General features: G+C 56.1%; 19 protein-coding genes. 12 read left to right on the forward strand and 7 right to left on the reverse strand.

Annotated elements, in window-relative coordinates; genetic code table 11:
- Positions 1-682 (forward strand): hypothetical protein (locus ACR0DT_RS00005; RefSeq protein WP_480708774.1); only part of this gene is annotated, 682 nt, incomplete at its 5' end.
- A gap of 89 nt (positions 683-771) precedes the next feature.
- Here ACR0DT_RS00005 and ACR0DT_RS00010 read toward each other — a convergent pair.
- Positions 772-1,197, reverse strand: a complete 426-nt coding sequence (locus tag ACR0DT_RS00010; RefSeq protein WP_480708775.1) for a hypothetical protein — start codon at positions 1,195-1,197, stop codon at positions 772-774.
- A gap of 591 nt (positions 1,198-1,788) precedes the next feature.
- Between ACR0DT_RS00010 and ACR0DT_RS00015 the strand changes: the two genes are divergently transcribed.
- The 5 genes from ACR0DT_RS00015 to ACR0DT_RS00035 all read left to right on the forward strand — a co-directional run bounded on the left by ACR0DT_RS00015 (position 1,789) and on the right by ACR0DT_RS00035 (position 7,855).
- Complete coding sequence (locus tag ACR0DT_RS00015) at positions 1,789-2,772, forward strand: glycosyltransferase family 2 protein (protein ID WP_480708776.1); 984 nt, start codon at positions 1,789-1,791, stop codon at positions 2,770-2,772.
- 5 nt (positions 2,773-2,777) lie between these two features.
- Positions 2,778-3,719 carry a hypothetical protein gene (locus tag ACR0DT_RS00020; protein WP_480708777.1) on the forward strand — a complete coding sequence of 314 codons (942 nt, stop codon included), beginning with the start codon at positions 2,778-2,780 and terminating at the stop codon, positions 3,717-3,719.
- Positions 3,716-5,707 carry a hypothetical protein gene (locus ACR0DT_RS00025; protein ID WP_480708778.1) on the forward strand — a complete coding sequence of 664 codons (1,992 nt, stop codon included), beginning with the start codon at positions 3,716-3,718 and terminating at the stop codon, positions 5,705-5,707. The genes ACR0DT_RS00020 and ACR0DT_RS00025 overlap by 4 nt, the downstream gene beginning before the upstream one ends.
- A 134-nt stretch (positions 5,708-5,841) precedes the next feature.
- Positions 5,842-6,840, forward strand: a complete 999-nt coding sequence (locus ACR0DT_RS00030) for a glycosyltransferase family 2 protein (protein ID WP_480708779.1) — start codon at positions 5,842-5,844, stop codon at positions 6,838-6,840.
- Between the two features lie 31 nt (positions 6,841-6,871).
- Entirely contained in the window at positions 6,872-7,855 is a 984-nt protein-coding gene (locus ACR0DT_RS00035) for a hypothetical protein (protein ID WP_480708780.1), read from the forward strand.
- A gap of 3 nt (positions 7,856-7,858) precedes the next feature.
- Here the strand turns inward: ACR0DT_RS00035 and ACR0DT_RS00040 are convergent, their stop codons facing one another.
- Complete coding sequence (locus ACR0DT_RS00040) at positions 7,859-8,164, reverse strand: DUF6476 family protein (protein WP_480708781.1); 306 nt, start codon at positions 8,162-8,164, stop codon at positions 7,859-7,861.
- Between ACR0DT_RS00040 and ACR0DT_RS00045 the strand changes: the two genes are divergently transcribed.
- Both ACR0DT_RS00045 and rpoH read left to right on the forward strand, forming a co-directional pair.
- Complete coding sequence (locus ACR0DT_RS00045; protein ID WP_480708782.1) at positions 8,163-9,197, forward strand: RluA family pseudouridine synthase; 1,035 nt, start codon at positions 8,163-8,165, stop codon at positions 9,195-9,197. The two genes, ACR0DT_RS00040 and ACR0DT_RS00045, sit on opposite strands and share 2 nt — an antisense overlap.
- A 145-nt stretch (positions 9,198-9,342) precedes the next feature.
- Positions 9,343-10,239 carry an RNA polymerase sigma factor RpoH gene (rpoH, locus tag ACR0DT_RS00050; RefSeq protein WP_480708783.1) on the forward strand — a complete coding sequence of 299 codons (897 nt, stop codon included), beginning with the start codon at positions 9,343-9,345 and terminating at the stop codon, positions 10,237-10,239.
- Positions 10,240-10,287: 48 nt separating this feature from the next.
- Here the strand turns inward: rpoH and ACR0DT_RS00055 are convergent, their stop codons facing one another.
- Together ACR0DT_RS00055 and ACR0DT_RS00060 are read right to left on the reverse strand one after the other, a co-directional pair.
- On the reverse strand, positions 10,288-11,526 hold the full coding sequence (locus tag ACR0DT_RS00055; protein ID WP_480708784.1) for a fasciclin domain-containing protein: 1,239 nt from the start codon (positions 11,524-11,526) through the stop codon (positions 10,288-10,290).
- A gap of 207 nt (positions 11,527-11,733) precedes the next feature.
- The gene (locus tag ACR0DT_RS00060; RefSeq protein WP_480708785.1) at positions 11,734-12,123 is read right to left on the reverse strand and encodes a membrane dipeptidase; all 390 of its coding nucleotides are present in this window, start codon (positions 12,121-12,123) and stop codon (positions 11,734-11,736) included.
- A 90-nt stretch (positions 12,124-12,213) separates the two neighbouring features.
- On the opposite strand from ACR0DT_RS00060, the gene ACR0DT_RS00065 reads away from it, so the two are divergent.
- Genes ACR0DT_RS00065 through ACR0DT_RS00075 form a run of 3 tightly spaced genes read left to right on the forward strand, consistent with a single transcriptional unit; the run spans position 12,214 to position 14,406 of the window.
- Entirely contained in the window at positions 12,214-13,188 is a 975-nt protein-coding gene (locus tag ACR0DT_RS00065) for a Gfo/Idh/MocA family protein (protein ID WP_480708786.1), read from the forward strand.
- A gap of 57 nt (positions 13,189-13,245) precedes the next feature.
- On the forward strand, positions 13,246-13,515 hold the full coding sequence (locus ACR0DT_RS00070) for a DksA/TraR family C4-type zinc finger protein (RefSeq protein ID WP_480708787.1): 270 nt from the start codon (positions 13,246-13,248) through the stop codon (positions 13,513-13,515).
- Between the two features lie 15 nt (positions 13,516-13,530).
- Positions 13,531-14,406, forward strand: coding sequence for a DMT family transporter (locus ACR0DT_RS00075; protein WP_480708788.1), 876 nt, complete (start codon positions 13,531-13,533; stop codon positions 14,404-14,406).
- On the opposite strand, the gene ACR0DT_RS00080 is transcribed toward ACR0DT_RS00075, so the two are convergent.
- The 3 genes from ACR0DT_RS00080 to ACR0DT_RS00090 form a co-directional block, all read right to left on the reverse strand.
- The gene (locus ACR0DT_RS00080; RefSeq protein WP_480708789.1) at positions 14,407-16,227 is read right to left on the reverse strand and encodes a M3 family oligoendopeptidase; all 1,821 of its coding nucleotides are present in this window, start codon (positions 16,225-16,227) and stop codon (positions 14,407-14,409) included.
- Positions 16,228-16,309: 82 nt separating this feature from the next.
- Positions 16,310-17,287, reverse strand: a complete 978-nt coding sequence (locus ACR0DT_RS00085) for an alpha/beta fold hydrolase (RefSeq protein ID WP_480708790.1) — start codon at positions 17,285-17,287, stop codon at positions 16,310-16,312.
- Positions 17,287-17,577: an SCP2 sterol-binding domain-containing protein gene (locus tag ACR0DT_RS00090; RefSeq protein ID WP_058280950.1), complete on the reverse strand. Its 291-nt coding sequence runs from the start codon at positions 17,575-17,577 to the stop codon at positions 17,287-17,289. Before ACR0DT_RS00090 ends, ACR0DT_RS00085 begins: the two co-directional genes overlap by 1 nt.
- Positions 17,578-17,607: 30 nt before the next feature.
- Between ACR0DT_RS00090 and ACR0DT_RS00095 the strand changes: the two genes are divergently transcribed.
- A complete protein-coding gene (locus ACR0DT_RS00095) occupies positions 17,608-18,216 on the forward strand; it encodes a tetratricopeptide repeat protein (RefSeq protein WP_480708791.1) in 609 nt (202 codons plus the stop codon).
- Positions 18,217-18,224 lie beyond the last annotated feature (8 nt).

An 18,224-nucleotide genomic window follows, 5' to 3' on the forward strand; every position in this document is an offset into this window, starting at 1 on the left:
GCCTCGGTCCCATCATCGCCGCGCCCTCCCACTCTCAAAACAAGTGAATCAGGACAACAGCAACCAATCAACAGACTTTTTCAACAGTATCTCCGCACAGCCGACCTTCGAGGCAACTTTAACTTGGACTCACATCTACTTCGGTTGGGTGAGATTACCCATCCCGTTTAAATTCATTCAATTAAGGAATACCATGACAAATGAAACAACATCTGAGGGGCCTTCAGACAGTCCCTCAGCGGACTCCGAGCCCCTCAAAGCCAGCCCAGAGCGCTCACCTATCACCAAACCCAAAGACACCCTCAGCGAGTCTCTCAGGGCGGCTCTGAGCGCACTGCCAGACGACGCCTTGTCGATCCTTGGCCCTGAACTCTTCGACCAAGCCAACAACGAACTGAACCGGTATCCTCAAACGAGGGCCGATAACGAACGAAGTGGAATGACCTGCAATGCGATTGATGGGTACATGCGTTTCTTCTACCGCGATGAGAAGGGTAGGGCACGGCACATGTATCATGATATTGTCGGGCTGTGTTATCCTTGCTCGAAGTCGGAAGCAGAGAAGCGCCGTTTGAAGCTAGTATTTGAGGACGGTTGGGATAGCGGGGAACTTAGGTTCTTGGCGAGGGTGCCTAGGGAGGACTTGGATTTGTACAGAGGGGCTTTGAGTGGCCCTGAGTGAGGGTTGGAAACTTGGGTTCCGCTATGCGGACAAAGCCACCGTTTAAAGTCGTGCGCCAAGAGACAGAAGCTTAGTTCGATTGGCCGGGATCAGGAAATCAGAAACGCTTTTGTCTCTTGCATGTTATGGCAGACTTTTGCGCTGACGCGGTCCCCAAATTTTGCAAGTGTGTTCGCTTCCCAGTCGGCCACCCATGCATCATCTTGCCCAGAATCGGGCAAGGGTGGCAGCAAGACAAACTTCCGAAGCGTCGAGTTCATGATTTCTGATCGGAATTCATCTCCGCTAACCCACTGATAGTCAGCATCGGATAGGCCATGCGGAGACGTTGAGACATCTGCCACCCAATGTCTGATGTTGTTCGTCCGTACCCAGGCGAGAGCAGCAAGGACGGCATCCTTAACTCGCGTACCCTCGTCATATTCGCTGAACCACTTCAGATATACCGCTGCGAGTTCCGGGCGGTACGTAACGTCAACCAGATCAGGTGCTTGGTAGATGAGTTCTCTTTCCATGGTGAAAATCCTATCGCTCTTCAACCACATGCTAATCTACACCAGATTGGTTCGATCCAAAGAACGCAAAGGGCTCGAAGCGGTCATTCGAAGAAAACCAAAAGGGAGGGTCCTTCCACAAACCCTCCCAAACCCCATAGCAGCCAAAGGATAACTCAAAGCCACTGTGAGGTTGTTGTCTCGGTAACCTCAGGTTCTTCTCCGTTCAACTCAGCGCACACAAACTGAGTCAATCTGACTCACCCTTACATGTACGGGTTGACCACCCGGATTCTGTTACAGTAACAGTCGTACTCGCAGTACCTAACTGTGCGAAGAACCTAAGAAGGTCACGCGGTCAAAGACACCAAGTTTACAGTGCGTTAGACGGAATGTTTACACGCGGTTTACTTGAGGTCGCTGTGGGGTAACACCCGTGGAAGTTCGAGTCTTCTCGACCGCACCATTCACTCCTGAACATCAGAAGTTCAACCCCGGGGGCGGGGTAGAGGTGCACCAGTTTGTGCAGGATTAGCGATATCTCTGTTTCCTGTCTCGCCCCTGTCCGCAGGGTTGTGTATGACGAAGGTCAACACAAGTCGGGAAGTGTTTATGTCTCAGGCCATTACCGTATTTACCACGATGAAGAACGAAGGCCCCTACATGCTGGAATGGGTTGCCTTCCATAAAACGCTGGGGGTCGATCACTTTGTGATCTTTACCAACGATTGTGACGACGGCACCGACGATATCGCCCGCAGACTACAGGAATTGGGGTTGGCCACTCATGTCTCGAACGAGGTGAAAGAGGGTGGCAATCCACAGCATCAGATGCTGCGTCGAGCTCGGCGTCAGCCTAAGGTCAAGGAAGCTGACTGGTTGTTGTGTCTGGATGTGGATGAATTCTGGAACATCCGCCATGGCGACAACAGTTTTGACGCCTTGATCACCGAGGTTGAAGACCGCGCGGGGCAGACGGTGGACGCGATCTCATTTGCGTGGAAACTGTTTGGAAGCGCGGGAAATATCAGTTTTGAAGACAGGCCCGTTACCGAAACCTTTGCGATGGGCGATCAGGAATTCCCGTATCATTCAGGTCGGGCTTATGGCCTTAAGACGCTGTTCCGCAACAACGGCAAGTTTACTCGGTTTGGTCCGCATCGCCCAAAAGGGATGGAAGAAGGTAAGGAGAGTGAGATTGCCTGGTCCGACGCTGGGGGCAAGCTGTTTCCGGCCGAAAAGGTTGGCTGGCGGGCTTGGCGTGGGTTCGATCATTCGCTAGGGCGGTTGCATCACTATTCGGTCCGATCGCTGGACGGCTTTCTGATCAAGCGTGATCGGGGGCGGACTAACCATATCAAAGTGGATCAGGGGCAATCCTATTGGCAGGATATGAATGCCAACAAAGAGGCTGACCAGTCCATTCAACCCATCGCGCGGCGCGCGACGCCGCTGCTGGCCGAACTCAAGGCGGACGAAACGTTGGGCTCGTTACACGCGCAGGCCTGCGAATGGCACAGGGCGAAGATCGCCGAAATTAAAAGGCGCCCCGAATGGGTGGATTTTCGGTTGTGGCTGGCTGATAATCTAATCTGAAGATCATGGCAGACGAACTTTCGAAAGAGCAGTTGAAACCCGATCACCCCGACCGCAAAACGGGGTATGAACGTATTTTGACTGACCCGGCACCACCGTGGTTTGTCGAACTTTACCCTGGTGGAGACGGGGCGGGCTTTCTGCAAAAGCTGGAGCGCCATTCGGTGTTGTTTCATCAACGCTCTGCCTCGCAGTTGGTAGTTAGCTTTGACAATATCGCCAACGCGAATGACCTGTCCTTTGCGCGCGAACCCTGGGGATGGAAGTTCTTCCGGGATGAGGGGTGGTCGCATATGGGGATATTCGCGCGCACTAAAGCTTGGTATCGCGACCCTGAGATCATCACGTATTTCCAGAACCGCGCGGCCGAGGGCTTTTTCGAACGGTTCGATCAGGTCGTTTTTACCGGCGCCTCAATGGGTGGCTTCGGGGCGCTGACCTTTTCTGAACTAGCTCCCGGTGCAAACATCATCGCCTTCAACCCCCAAACGTCGTTGGATGAACGGCAGGTGCCCTGGGAAACGCGATACCGGTTCGGGCGGGTACAGGATTGGGACTTGCCGCTGGGTGACGCCGCTCAGACAGTCAAACAGGCGGGCAAGGCCTATGTTTTCTATGATCCGTTTTTTGAGCCCGACCGGCAGCAGGTTGCGCGTTTAATGGGCGACAACGTCGTATTGCTCAAGACCTGGTTTTCGAACCATTTTGCCGCGCCTATGTTGCGCAAGTTGGATATCCTCAAACCGGTTATGCAAAAGGCGATGAACGGGTCACTGGAGCCGCTTGAATTTTATCGAATGATGCGCGACCGCCGCCGTCTACCGATGGTCATACGCGGTATCGAGGCAAAGGCAGGCGAGCGTCACCCTCAATTGGTGGGTCAGGCGCGCCAAAGGTTCCGCGTATTGCGCCGGGCTGCCCTGGCCGAGGCCGAGAAATCCAGATGACATCCGCGAAGGGAGTGTTCATCGGCCAGCGCAAAGACCGTATGGGCGCGCGTCTGCTGATGATGCTGACCTGCATTCGGCTGGCTGAGGATTTTGGCACCGCCTACAAAGTCAACTGGTTTCCGCAAGGATCGGACGCGCCAGAACTGAACCAGCCGCAGGAGTTGTTCAAACAGGACTGGATGGACGCGCGTTTCCTCAGTTCTAAGGCATTTGAAAAGCTCAGTGAAAAGGCTCTGCCGATTTGGGCCTTTCAGGGGGATAAATCTCCGGACCGTCTTATCGCGCACCTCAATTCGGGTCGGTCGATTTTGGTTGAGGAAGGTTTCGAAGTGCTGGCCTTTCCGTGGGAGGATATCGAAGAAATCCGCCCGCGTTATCGGGATTTCATTCATCAGATCGGATTCACCGAAGAAATCCGTGCCATCATGGACCGGGCGGACGAAAAACTGTCGGGGCAGGGGGTATCGGCCTATCATATCCGGCGGGGTGACATTCTGAACGGGCTTCCGTGGAAACACACAACCTGGCCTGCCAAGATCGAACCCGAAGAACTGTACGAGGCCCATCTCGAGAAAACCGCCGGTCAAACGGCCATCATGTTTTCTGACCAGCCCGAACTGGTCACCCGGTTTCAAAAACGGTTTCCGCAATTGCTGCAGATGTCCGACGTAGCGGAAGTGCCGGGCATGACCCGTGCCCAGCGGGACTTTCTTGAACTCTATACTATGTCACGTGCCGAACAGGTGATCGCGCCATTTATCTCGGCGTTTTCAATGGCGGCGGCCCGCATCTCGGGGCGGCAACGTTTGGTGTTCAAGGACGTCCTGACTGAGGAAGAGATTTCATCGGCAAGCCATCGTGTGATTGACCGGGTTTCCAAGGGCCCTGGTACTTTTCTGAATGTCTCTGAAGCGGCCCATGTCTATGCCAAGGCAGCGCAGTATCTGTGCGCGCAGGACCAGATAGAACAGGCCTATGAACTGGCCCAACCGATCCTGCAGGAAAAAGCGGACAACGCGTTCATGCCACTTTTACAGGCTATTAACTGTTTTTACCTTTCAAAGTGGAAGGAAGGCGAGAAACTAGCCAAGGCAGGGCTGGAGAATCCCGATCTCTGGCCCGAGGATTACGCCGTCTTGCTGGCCGTTCGGGCGGCCACTCTGGGTGCGCAAAAGAAAAGGTGGTCTGCCAGCCGATATCTGGCGCGTGCGTTTTGGGCCAAACCCTTACGCCCTGATATAACGGTGCTTGGATCACGGATGTTGTACCGCGATCAGGTGTCAGCGCGGTTGTTCCCGCCAACAGACTGGCGCCTGCAAAAAGAGGTGCGGCGACGACGCTTTCCCCCCTTCAACAACCTTTACTTGGTACAGCACAAGGTGCTGGCGCGGCAGCCGTGCAATTTTGACCTTGTTCTGTTGGATTGGTCCGATCTGGCTTTGGACCAAAAAGCCCGCAGATTTGTGGACGACCGGTTTCGTCTGGAGCGTCTGCTGGAGAGCTTTGATAATTTAGTGCGTATCGAAGCTGGTGATCCGGGCGTGTCCGCCGCCAAGACGATGCTGAATTGGCATCTGGGTGCTTTGCCTTCGTCACAAGCCATAGATGTGATGCGCAAAACCGCGTCGGATTGGCCGGAAAATCCGCTGTATCACATTAGGCTGGCCAAGCTGTATGAGGCTGACCAAGACCATGTTCGCGCACGAATGACGATGGCCGAGGCTTTGGCCTGCGATCCGGGCAATCCGTTTCTGATCTTTGCCATGGGAAAGTTCCTGGAAAGGAACAGCGCGGTGGAGCAAGGGCAAAGCCAGATTGTTCAGGCGGCTGACATTGACGACAACGCGCCTGTTATACAGGGCGAGGCCGGGCAAATCCTTTTGCGGCTCGGGAAGAAAGGTAAAGCAAGGCCGTACTTGCAAAAAGCACATGACCTGTTCCCGCCTTATAAGCGTTTTGCAAATCAGTTGGCGCGTACACGATGAGAAAGGCACAGGCTTTCAAGACTCTGCTGGATTGCTCTTGGCTGCTGGGGCCAGTAAGCCTAGGCTGTGATCCGAACGAAAACCGCAGGATTTCTGGCGCAGGTTCAATAAGCGGTAAAACACGAGGCGAATAAGTGTCTGATCAGGACCCCCGATACATCAGCGTTACCCCCATGAAGAACGAGGGCCCGTTTGTGTTGGAATGGGTGGCCCATAACCGGGCAATCGGGGTCGATCAGATGGTCGTGATGACCAATGACTGCACCGATGGTACTGATGAATTGCTTAAGCGGTTGGATGACATGGGGATTCTGACCCATGTCGACAACAACTCGCGTCGCCCGACCAGCCCGCAAAAACGCGCTTACAAGAAATTTCTGAATATGGAGGTCGCGCGACCTCAGGACTGGGTGATCGTGGTTGACGCCGATGAACATATAAATGTCAAAACCGGCGATAACACTTTGCGCGCACTGACTGATGCCATTCCCAACGCCAAGATGATTTCGATGACGTGGCGTCTGTTCGGGAATGCAGGCGTCATCCGTTACGAGGACCGGTTCCTTTCGGATCAGTTTCGCCGTGCCGCCGAGGAGCAGAAATACCGCCCACCGCAAGCGTGGGGGTTCAAAACCATGTTTAAGCGCGAACTTTGGAATGCGTTGGGGGTGCACAGACCAAAGCGCCCCTCGGTCGAGACTATGGAGGACTGCAACTGGTATAACGGGTCGGGGCAGTTGATGCCGGACCGCTACTTTACGAGCAGTTGGCGCTCGGCGCGGGATTCCGTGGGGTATGATCTCGTACAGATCAACCATTATGCATTGAAGTCTTGCGAAAGCTATTTGGTGAAGAAAATGCGCGGTAGGGCCCACCATTTGGGTGAAAGCCTGGGCATGGAATATTGGAACATGATGAACCAAAACGCCGAAGAAGACGGCTCGATCGACACAGTTCTGGATCGCAAGCGAGACCACTACTACGAGATGCTGTCAGACCCCGAAACGGCCCGGTTGCATCATATGTCCTGTGATCTACACAGGCAGAAGATCTCGGAACTTCGGGCGGTGCCCGAGATGCAGGACCTTATGCAGCAGATGACGGCAGAATTCGCGGCCAGCCACGGGGAATGAGCCGAATTTTCTCGGAAACAGGAGGCCTCTGATGCTTTGGCTGCATATGGGTATGCCCAAGACCGGCACGACTGCGCTGCAGGGATTTATGCGCCAGAACAAGGCGCCGCTGGCCGAGGCTGGCTTGCATTATATCGAGGCTGGTCGTCGTCGGTTGGAAGAGGGCGGACGTCTGGCGATCAGCCACAACATTATCGCCTTTCGCATCAACCAGACCAACGACTCGATGGACCCGTTCCGCGCGTTGATGGCCTCTGAGTATGAGGCGCACAGCGAAAAGACCTGTCTGGTGTCTTCGGAAATGTTCTATTCCTGCGACTTGAACAGATTGGCGCAGGTTTTTGCGGAAGTCCCTTCTCGTGAATTGCGGATCACCTATTACTGCCGCCGGTATTCGGATTTCTTTGAGGCGGACTACAAACAGAGAGCCAAGAATGGTCGTTTGGGCAATAGTGCTTCCCAATTTATCCAGGACCGTCTAGCAAAGATCAAAGCCAACCCCGGCATCTTTTCCTTTTCGGCGAAACTTGACCAAATTCGGCAAGCTTTTCCTGGTGTTGTGGTGGTGCCGATGCTGTATGATCGTGCGCAGATGATGCAGGGTCATGTGGTCGATGATTTCATGTCGCGCATCGGTGTACCACTGCCGGATAGTGGGGCAGTTGACCGACCTTCGAACCAATCTCAGTCGCGCGTGGCCAGCGAAGCCTTTGGAATCGTCTCGCGTTCTATGGGGCGCAAGGAAAGCCGCAAGCTGCGTCGGCGCGTGGTCGACGATCCGGTCATGTTCCGGCGTTATGATGTGTTGGAACCAAATGAACGTTCCTGGTTAGACGAATACCTGATCAAGGAAGATGTCGCATTCCAGCAAGAGTTCTTTCCTGACCGATCAAGACTGTTCGAGCCGGTCGAGTTATGCGAAGAAGACCAAAAGTTTCGACGTGACACGTCCGAGGAATACGACGCTCTGCGTCGCGCGTCCGAGATCGTATTTCGCATGGCGCTGGAGGGCTGAGAGCTAGGGATCGATGATGATTTCCTGGCGTTGACGACCTGTTGTTTTGTCAAAAATCAGAATGCGGTTGTCATCGGTCACCACCGCATACCAGTTGCTGCCGATGGTCACGGCCTGCACTTTGGCGCCATCGGGCAGTTCGACCTGATCAGGCAGGGTGGGGGTTCTGTCCGATAGTCGGATGACAATCAGCGCGAATGTCACTAGAACCCCGCCAATCATCACCGCGGTCAGCAGCATGACCATTCTCCGCAGCAGACGAAGCTGTGGTGTTTCCTGCGGTTCTTGGGGTTCGGAAGGGACAGTCATGGGCACCCGCCAGATAGAATTTCAGATCGCGGCCGATCCGCCGCCACGCCTTGATAAGGCGCTTTCGCGGGATGTGCCAGCCGAGGAAAACCTGTCACGGACACGGTTGGCCCGGTTGATTGACGAAGGCGCGGTCCTGATCAACGGTACTGCGGCACATGACCCTAAGGCCAAGGTGGCCGAAGGGGCGCTGGTGGTCATCAATGTGGCCGAGGCTGAAGACAGCCATATCGGCCCCGAAGATATTCCGCTGGACATTGTTTACGAAGACGCGGACCTGATAGTCATAAACAAACCGGCTGGCATGGTAGTGCATCCTGCGCCCGGGTCACCGAACGGGACGCTGGTCAACGCGTTGCTGCATCATTGCGGTGATGATCTATCCGGGGTAGGCGGGGTCAAGCGCCCCGGCATCGTGCACCGTATCGACAAGGAAACCAGTGGTCTGCTTGTGGTGGCGAAATCGGACGCAGCGCATCACGGGCTGGCAGCACAGTTCGAGGCGCACACGGTAGAGCGTTACTACCGCGCGATTTGCTACGGCGTGCCGGACGCGAATGATCCCCGATTGCGCGGCGTAAAGGGCGTTAGTTTTGAGCCCGGAAACATCATGCGCCTGACCACGCAACTGGCACGGCACAAGACAGACCGGCAAAGGCAGGCCGTGCTGTTTCATGGCGGTCGTCATGCGGTGACGCGGGCGCGCTTGGTTGAGGTCTTTGGATCTCCGGCAGGGCTGGCGCTGATCGAGTGTTGGCTAGAAACCGGCCGTACGCACCAGATCCGCGTACACATGGCCCATGCCGGGCACGGGCTGGTGGGCGATCCGGTCTATGGTGGTAAGCGTAAACTGGCAGCTAAGGCGTTTAGCGTGGCAGCAGCTGAGGCTGTCCGCGCCTTCCCTCGGCAAGCGCTTCATGCTGCGGTTTTGGGTTTTGAACACCCTGTAACTGGGGAAAATCTGCGGTTTGAAGCCGAGCTGCCGGAAGATATGCACAAGCTCATTGATCAACTCCGCGCGCCGCTGACATAATGCGCAAAGTTACGTGATTAAGACTTTCTTTGGTTTCCTTTATCTATCGTTAATCCCAAACTGTTAACGGTACCTCTTGAACGGATTGGGATGACCTCCCATATCCATGTTAACGAATTAAACATTTGTCGGAGGGACATGAATCATGGCAAATTACGCAAATCTCCCCGCGCCGACGCCGGAAGGCGGTCTGAACCGCTATATGCAGGAAATTCGTAAGTTCCCGCTGCTGGAACCGGAAGAAGAGTACATGCTGGCCAAGCGTTGGGTCGAAGAGCAAGATACTGAATCCGCGCACAAAATGGTCACGTCGCATCTGCGATTGGCGGCCAAGATCGCCATGGGCTATCGCGGCTATGGTCTGCCGCAGGCCGAAGTGATTTCCGAGGCCAATGTGGGCCTGATGCAGGCGGTTAAGCGGTTCGATCCGGAAAAAGGTTTCCGGTTGGCAACCTATGCGATGTGGTGGATTCGCGCCTCGATCCAGGAATACATCCTGCGGTCCTGGTCGCTGGTGAAACTGGGCACGACCTCGGCGCAGAAAAAGCTGTTTTTCAACCTGCGCAAAGCCAAGGCGCGTATTGGTGCGCTGGAAGAAGGCGACCTGCGTCCCGAGAACGTCAAGCAGATCGCCAATGATCTGGGCGTGACCGAAGAGGAAGTCATCAGCATGAACCGCCGTATGTCTGGTGGTGACGCCTCGCTGAACGCGACCGTCGGGTCCGAAGGCGAAGGCACTATGCAGTGGCAGGATTGGCTTGAGGATGAGGATGCCGACCAGGCTGGCGACTATGAAGCCCGCGACGAGCTGGATGCCCGCCGCGAACTACTGGCGGCTGCTCTGGAAGTCCTGAATGATCGGGAAAAGGACATCCTGACGCAGCGCCGGTTGATGGATCAGCCCGTTACGCTGGAAGATCTGAGCACGCAGTATAATGTCAGCCGTGAGCGTATTCGTCAGATCGAGGTTCGTGCGTTTGAGAAGCTGCAAAAGAAGATGCGCGAACTGGCGCGTGAAAAAGGAATGCTGAGCACCGTCTAAGACGGGCCCAAGCGCAAAAAGCCCGCCTTTGTCGGCGGGCTTTTATTGTTACGCGAAGATAAAATCGCTTTCAGACAGATAGTTGGCGTTTACCCCGCGCAAATAAATGCTGTCGCCATCTTCCAGGTCGATTGTTGTGCGGAAGCGTCCACCCGAGATCGCGTCTTCGATGTCGTCAAAACTGTCGATGCCGTCATAGCCGCTGAGGTCAATTTTATCCTGACCGATCCGGAAGTCCCTGATCGTGTCATCTCCGTCGCCATTCTCAAACACAAACGTGTCTTTGCCGCGACCACCGACCAAATAGTCATCGCCGGCACCTCCATCGATCAGGTCTTTCCCGCGCCCGCCGAAGATCTTGTCGTGCCCTTCGTCGCCGCGCAGAGTATCCATACCAAGGCCACCAAAGATTTTGTCGTTGCCTTCGCCGCCACTTGCAGTGTCCATGCCGCGCCCGCCAAAGATCTTGTCGTGCCCTTCGTCGCCGCGCAAAGTATCCATACCAAGGCCGCCAAAGATTTTGTCGTTGCCTTCGCCGCCACTTGCAGTGTCCATGCCGCGACCAGCAAAAATGGTGTCGTGGCCGGCGCCGCCAAGAGCAACATCCTTGCCGCGTCCGGTACCGATGACGTCATTGCCGCCACCGCCATGCACAAAGTCCTGACCACGGCCGGTAAAGTGGAATTCGTCCGAGTCGTCGCCCAGAATGAAATCTGTATTTTTTTGCCCAAGGATACCGGTCACGGATACCGGCAATAGAACCCCATCCAGAACATGAATGATCCCGTTTGAGGCGGGTACGTCGAAGCCGACCAGATTCGGATCGTCGATACCGGGATCCGCATCGCCCAAGCTAGGCGGCGTGGAAAGATTTAGTTCCACTGCACCGCCCTGCAATGTTGTAATGGGCGTACCATCGCCCAGGTCGACGACGTCGTTTTTTGTGAACGAGCCATCAACGACGTGATAGGTCAAGATTTCGGTGAGCAAGGGAATTGGGTCGCCACCGCCCAGAAGGGTCAGGGCTTTCACTATGTAATTAAGCGCTCCGGCTTCGTCCGAGCCTTCAAAACCTAAGGCCTGCGCCAAACCAATGAAGGCTGCATCTTTTGGCGCAAAGACGGTAAGGTCGGCGTTAGGGTCGGCCAACACTCCATCAAGGCCTGCAGCAAGAACGGCCTCGCGAAGGAGGTCGAAATCATGAGCGTTTTGGTCGAACGTTCCTGGGTCCCCGCTTAGTTCCACGACTTTTCCGGTAATCGAAGGCAATTCAGTATTAGCTGGCATATCGGTTCATCTCCCACCCGGTTGCGCGCCTATGGTCTGGGACAATCCTGACTGATCAGAATCCTCCCCCCGGCGATAAGTTGGTTACGGGGAGAGTTGGAAAACGGATCACGAAATTCGGATTTATCAATGGCAAGTCTCGATGTGAGCCGGCTTGACGGCGCCGAATTGCATATAAATCTCAAGCTGTTGAATGGCGGTGTGTACCTAGTTCAATTGTTGATGGAAAACTCGTACGAAATTCTCGCCCATTACCATCCGAACTTGTGTTTCAGTCAAATCTTGCTCCAGCGATGCCGCGGTCAAGGCCACCAATTCCAAGGTATCAAAAGTGATTTCGACCGAGCCGTCGTAGTCCGTACTCGACATTGCGTGGTCCACGCCAACGGTCTCGATGGCTGCCTCGATCATCTTGGCAACACGGTTAGGGGTGATGTCCCCACAGGCAACATTAGCCCAGTATCCCATGCCGATCACACCGCCGCTGGCGGCAATCTCTTGCACCAACTTGCCCGGTTGGTTGCGTTTGACTGTGCAGATCCAGTGCGGGCCACCTTGGCAGGCTAAAGATGTGCCTTTCAGATAAAGGCCTGACATAACGTTGGATGGTTGCTAGAACGTCGGAAAATCGGGCTGTTAGCGTTAACGATTGGATTCGCCCACTAATCAAGCATGTCGGAGGATAAGATGCACAAACCAGTTCAATGGGGCGTTCTGGGCGCTGCCAAATTCGCGCGGCAATTCATGGCACCGGCGATCCATGCAGCCCACGGTGCGCGCCTGGCCGGGTTGGCCACATCTGACCCAGCCAAGGCCGATCCGTTCCGGGCTTTTTGCCCCGATCTGACGGTTTATGACAGCTATGAAGCGTTGCTTGCGGACCCTCAGATCGAAGTAGTCTATATCCCGCTGCCCAATCACCTGCATGTGGAATGGAGCCTGAAGGCGATGGATGGGGGCAAGCATGTGCTGTGCGAAAAGCCGATGGCCATGACCGCAGCCGAGTTCGACTCTCTGATCCGAAAACGGGATGAGACGGACTTGCTGGCGGCCGAGGCCTACATGATTGTCCACCATCCGCAGTGGCAATTGGTGCGAAAGCTGATTGCCGATGGGGCAATCGGCAAATTGGTGCATGTGACGGGCGCCTTCAGTTTCGACAACCGCGCGGATACCGGGAACATTCGCAACCGAGCTGAGACCGGCGGCGGAGGACTGCGCGACATCGGTGTCTATGTGATCGGCGGCGCGCGGTTTGCGACGGGGCAGGAGCCGGTACGCGTGGACTCGGCCATTCGTTGGCAGGACGGGATCGACACTTTCACGGAAATTCGTGCGCAATTTCCGGATTTTACCTATTCCGCCTATGTCTCGATCCGCATGCATCCACATCAAGAGATGGTGTTTCACGGCGAGGGTGGCGTTATCCGCCTGACGGCTCCGTTCAACGCGCGCGTCTTTGGTGAAGCACGCGTGGAATTGCACCGTCCAGGGCTAGAGGTTCAGGTCACGCGCTTTCCCGGGGATGACCACTACAAGCTGCAGGTCGAGGCGTTTTGCCGATCCGTGAGGGAGGGTGTCGAATATCCATGCCCGCTGGAATTCTCGCGCGGCACGCAAGAGATGATCGATCACGTGCTGGAAGGGGCGGTTTCCCTCTGACTTGCCACGTCGCGCCCGGCTCGGCTAATCTGGCGTGCACCTGATCAGGAGGACGCCATGGCAGGCGGTTGGGCGCGCGACGGCGCGGTGAGTGAACAGATCGAAGCATCCATTTCGGACGAACTTGCCCGGATGCAGGCGCAAAAGCAGCCTGTGGGCGAAAGTCTGACCCATTGCGCCGAATGCGAAGAACCGATCCCCGAGAAACGGCGTCTGGCTCTGCCCGGCGTCAAGCTGTGTCTGGATTGCATGCAGGAACGGGACGGGGCCTTCAAAGCACGTTCCGGGATCAACCGGCGCGGGTCCAAAGACAGTCAGTTGAAATAAGCAGGGAAATCAGGGATGCCCGACACCAAGCTTATGCAAAACGGTCTGGTGCTTGGGTTTCTGGCGGCGTTTCTTTGGGGCACCCACAGCGTCATCGTGCGCTATCTGACCAGTGATTTAGGCGGGCTACAGATCGCGGTGACGCGCCTGTTTATCGCCGCATTGGCAATCTATTGCATGCTGCGCGTGATGCGGGTTTCCGTGTCGATCCGCCTGAGCGACTGGAACTTTCGACTGGCGGTTCTGTCGACGGTCGTCAATTACATTCTGTTCCATATCGGGCTGGAATACACCGGAGCGGCCAATGCGATGGTGCTTGAGAACACGGCACCGTTCTTTGTGCTGGTGTTTTTGTACTTTTTCGCCGACACCCCGGTAACACGCACGGATGTTCTGGCCACGGCACTGGCAATTCTGGGCGTTTTTCTAACGGTTTATCAGGATTTCCAAGGGGGCGGAGACCCCTTGTTCGGCGATCTGCTTGAAATCGGTGCGGGCCTCAGCTGGGCGGTGTTTCTGATCTCAAGCAGCCGCGCGATGCGCAATTCCGAGTCGACGGCAGAGCGTTTGAATTTCCTGTTCGGGATATTCCTGTGCGCAGGCGTGCTGTTGCTGCCGCTGGCTGCGTTCTCGCTGCAGGTACCAACGGCCAATGACGTGGTTTTCCTGATCTTGCTTGGGATTCTTCCGACCGCGCTGGCCTATTACTTGTGGTACGAGGCCGCTGCGCGGGTGTCGACGTTGACGGCGACCTTGATGTTCGCGGCCTCGGTCGTGTTCACGTTCATCAACTCGGCGCTGTTTCTCGGGGCCGCAATCACGCCGATTGCAGCCCTCGGGGCGGTGTTGATCGTGGCGGCCGTGTTCTTGACGACCACAAGCCAGAAGTGATCAGTCTTCCATCGCTTCCAATTCGTCGATGAAGCCCGAGATCATCGACAGGCCCTTGTCCCAGAACTTCGGATCGCTGGCGTCCAGCCCGAACGGGGCAAGCAGTTCCTTGTGGTGTTTGGACCCACCGGCACGCAGCATTTCGAAATACTTGTCCTCGAACCCTTCTGACCCGCTTTCGTAAACCGAATAGAGCGCGTTCACCAAACCATCCCCAAACGCGTAAGCGTAGACGTAGAAAGGTGAGTGGACGAAGTGCGGGATATAGGCCCAGAACGTCTCGTACCCATCCATGAATTCGAATGCCGGGCCAAGGCTTTCAGCCTGAACGCTCATCCACAGAGCATTGATGTCGTCGGGGGTCAGCTCACCCTCGCGCCGCGCCGCGTGCATTTTGCATTCGAAGTCATAGAAGGCGATCTGGCGTACCACCGTGTTGATCATGTCCTCGACTTTGCCGGCCAACAGCACCTTGCGCTGTTCGGGCGTTTCCGCCTGATCCAACATCTTGCGGAAGGTCAGCATTTCACCGAACACCGACGCGGTTTCGGCCAGGGTCAGCGGGGTGGACGACAACATCTCACCCTGATCGGCGGCCAGGACCTGGTGGACGCCATGGCCCAATTCATGGGCAAGGGTCATCACGTCGCGCGGTTTGCCTAGATAGTTGAGCATCACGTAAGGGTGCACGTCTGTCACAGTCGGATGCGCAAACGCTCCCGGCGCTTTGCCCGGCTTTACGGCGGCGTCAATCCAGCCTTTCGAGAAGAACGGCGCTGCAATCTCCCCCATGCGCGGATCAAACGCGTTATAGGCATCCATCACCGTTTTCTCGGCCTCGTCCCAGCCGACAATCCGGGTGTCTTCCATTGGCAGGGGTGCGTTGCGGTCCCAGACCTGCATCACGTCCAGACCCAGCCATTTGCGCTTTAGTTCATAATAGCGGTGGCTGAGCTTGGGGTAGGCGGCCACGACGGCCTCGCGCAGCGCTTCGACCACTTCGGGTTCCACGTCGTTCGATAGGTGGCGACCGGTCTGAGCTGTCGGCATGTTGCGCCAACGGTCGACGATTTCCTTTTCCTTAGCCTGCGTATTGTGCACGCGCGCGAAGGTTTTGACGTAGTCCTGAAATACAGCCGCCAGTTCACGCGCTGCAGCTTCACGCTTGGCGCGGTCCTGTTCGGTCAGCAGGTTCAACGTGCCTTCGATGTTCAGTTCTTCGCCATCCACAGTAAAGGTCAGCCCGGCGATGGTTTCGTCAAACAAACGCTCCCATGCATCACCGACGACACCCAGATCGTGCAGGAATTTCTCAAGCTCATCTGACAGTTGATAGGGTTTCATCGCACGGATGCGGCGGAAGACGGGTTCATACCGGGCCAGATCGGCATTCGCGTCAAAATGCGCATTCAGCACGTCATCGTCGATGCGGTTGATTTCCAGTGTGAAGAACACCAGCGGAGTGGTGTAGATTGTGATCTTTTCCTGCATATCCGACAGGAATTTAGCGCGCTCGGCATCCGTGGTCAGCTGGTAATAACGCAGACCGGCAAAGGACATGATGCGGCCCGCGATAGAGTTGATCTTTTCATTGCGTTGCACGCAGGTCAGCAGGCTTTCGGCATCCAGATCAGCCAGCTTGCCTTCGTAGTCGGCTGCAAAGGCCGCGCATTCGCCTTCAAGCCATTCCAGGTCCCGATCCAGTTCCGGTGCTTCTTCCGAACTGTACAGGTCGGTCAGGTCCCATTCCGGCAGGTTGCCAAGATTGCCGGCGCCTCCGGCTGCGTTTGCGTCACGGACGGGAAAGGGAAGGTCGCGCATGGATCACCTCGGAAAATCTGCTTTGGCAAACATCTAGGCGTGGGCGGCCAAGATCACAAGCCGCCTTTGCGTGAGGTTTTCTTTAGCTGGACAGGGCCGCCGGGGTCGGCGCGTCAGATCGGGCGGCCAGAAAATGTGCGGCCAGTTGATCAAAGGCAGGGCCGCGCACATCCGGAGCCTCCATCAGCACCTCATGTTCACCGTCGGGGATTTCAACCAACGTGCCGCTGGGCCAATCTGCCATTCGCGCACGGATCGCTTTGCGGTCAACGATTTGTTCGTGACTACCCAGAAAGGTCAGGGCAGACGTGGCGGGCGCGGTCTGATCCATCAGCCATGCGCATTCGTCCAACGCCTCGCGCAGCCAAATGGTCGAAGGCGCGCCAAGGGCCAGTTCCGGATGCGCCGCCAATTGGTCTTTCATCATCTGATACATCGCCGGATCGCGGGTCAGCATGTTGCCTTCAAAGGGTTGTGAGGCGACATAACTTTCCAGTGACGTGGTCGGAGGCGTCTTTTCCCCCAAACCGATCCGAGGCCCCCAATAGGCCGTTAAGCGGCTGAGCGGTTTCATGATTGGAGTGAAGTAAATGCCCCACATCGGGCCGGTAAAGGCGCAAGCCGCAAAGGCATCTCGCTCCAGCACAGCACGCAGACCAATTGCCCCGCCCATCGAATGGCCGATCACGTACCAGGGTTTGGGCAGATCAAGCTCGGTGGCAAGTTCTAGCGTGGCATGCACGTCCTGTTGATAATCGGTGAATTGCTCAACATGGCCGACGCGCGGGTCGTCCAGAAGGCGATCCGCCAACCCCTGACCGCGCCAGTCGACGGCCAGAAAGGCAAAGCCACGACGAACGAACTCAGCCGCAGCGCCGCCATATTTTTCGATATATTCCGTCCTGCCGGGGAACATCATTACCGTGCCGGTTGCCTCGTCCTCGGGGCGCCAATGACCTACGCGGATACGCGTCTTGTCTGCGGTTCTTACCCAATGGGCCACACCACCGGCAGGGCCGCCGGCCACGTCTTCAAAGAAAGGGGCCGGCGAGAGCTCCATCAGGCCAGTACCGACGCGAGTTTCATGGCAATACCCATGTCACCATCGACGCTCAGCTTGCCCGACATGAACGCACCGGTGGGGTTCAGGTCACCGCTAAGGATCTGCTCAAACGTGTCGGCATCCGCTGACAGGGTAACGTCTGCGTCATCATCGCTGACCCGTGCGCCGTCCGCGTCCAGCACGATAGCGCCCAGATCGGCGATGGCGAACTTGGCCGATGCATCGAAATCGCCGCCGGATAGTTTTTCGTTCAGCGCGGCTGCGGCTTTTTCAAGAATGTCGCTCATAGTGTTCCTCTTATTGTTTATGCGCCGTGAATGGACATCCCCGGTCGCAACGCTACACTGAACATTGTTATGGGCATTGCAAACTACAATCTCAAACGTACCGTCACGGCACTTTTTGTCACGGTCATGTTTTCCACCAGTTCAGTGGCGCAACAGGCGGATTCGCGGGACGAGGCCGTCTTGTTGGCTCAATTGGCGCAATCAACGCCGGAACAAGCGATTGGCATCGACCGCCAACTCAAGGCGTTGTGGTCGCAATCAGGGTCAGCTTCCGCTGATTTGTTGCTGGAACGTGGGCGTGAGGCACTGGATGACGGGGATACTTTGACAGCGATTGAGCATCTGACAGCTCTGACCGATCATGCGCCGGAGTTTGCAGAGGGGTGGAACATGCGCGCCTCGGCGTTTTTCGGCATGGATCGCTTTGGCATGGCCGCTGCGGATCTGGAACATGCGTTGACGCTGAACCCGAATAACTACGAAGCCATCTTCGGGCTGGGCCTGATTTTCGAGATCATTGAACAGCCCGACAAGGCTCTGGACGCCTATGAGCGTGCGCTGGCTATACATCCTCATCATGAAGAAGTAACCAATGCGGTGAATCGACTGAAGCCTCAGGTCGAGGGCTCGGCCCTCTAAAGAACCGG

Source organism: Ruegeria sp. BI11, from assembly GCF_056538005.1.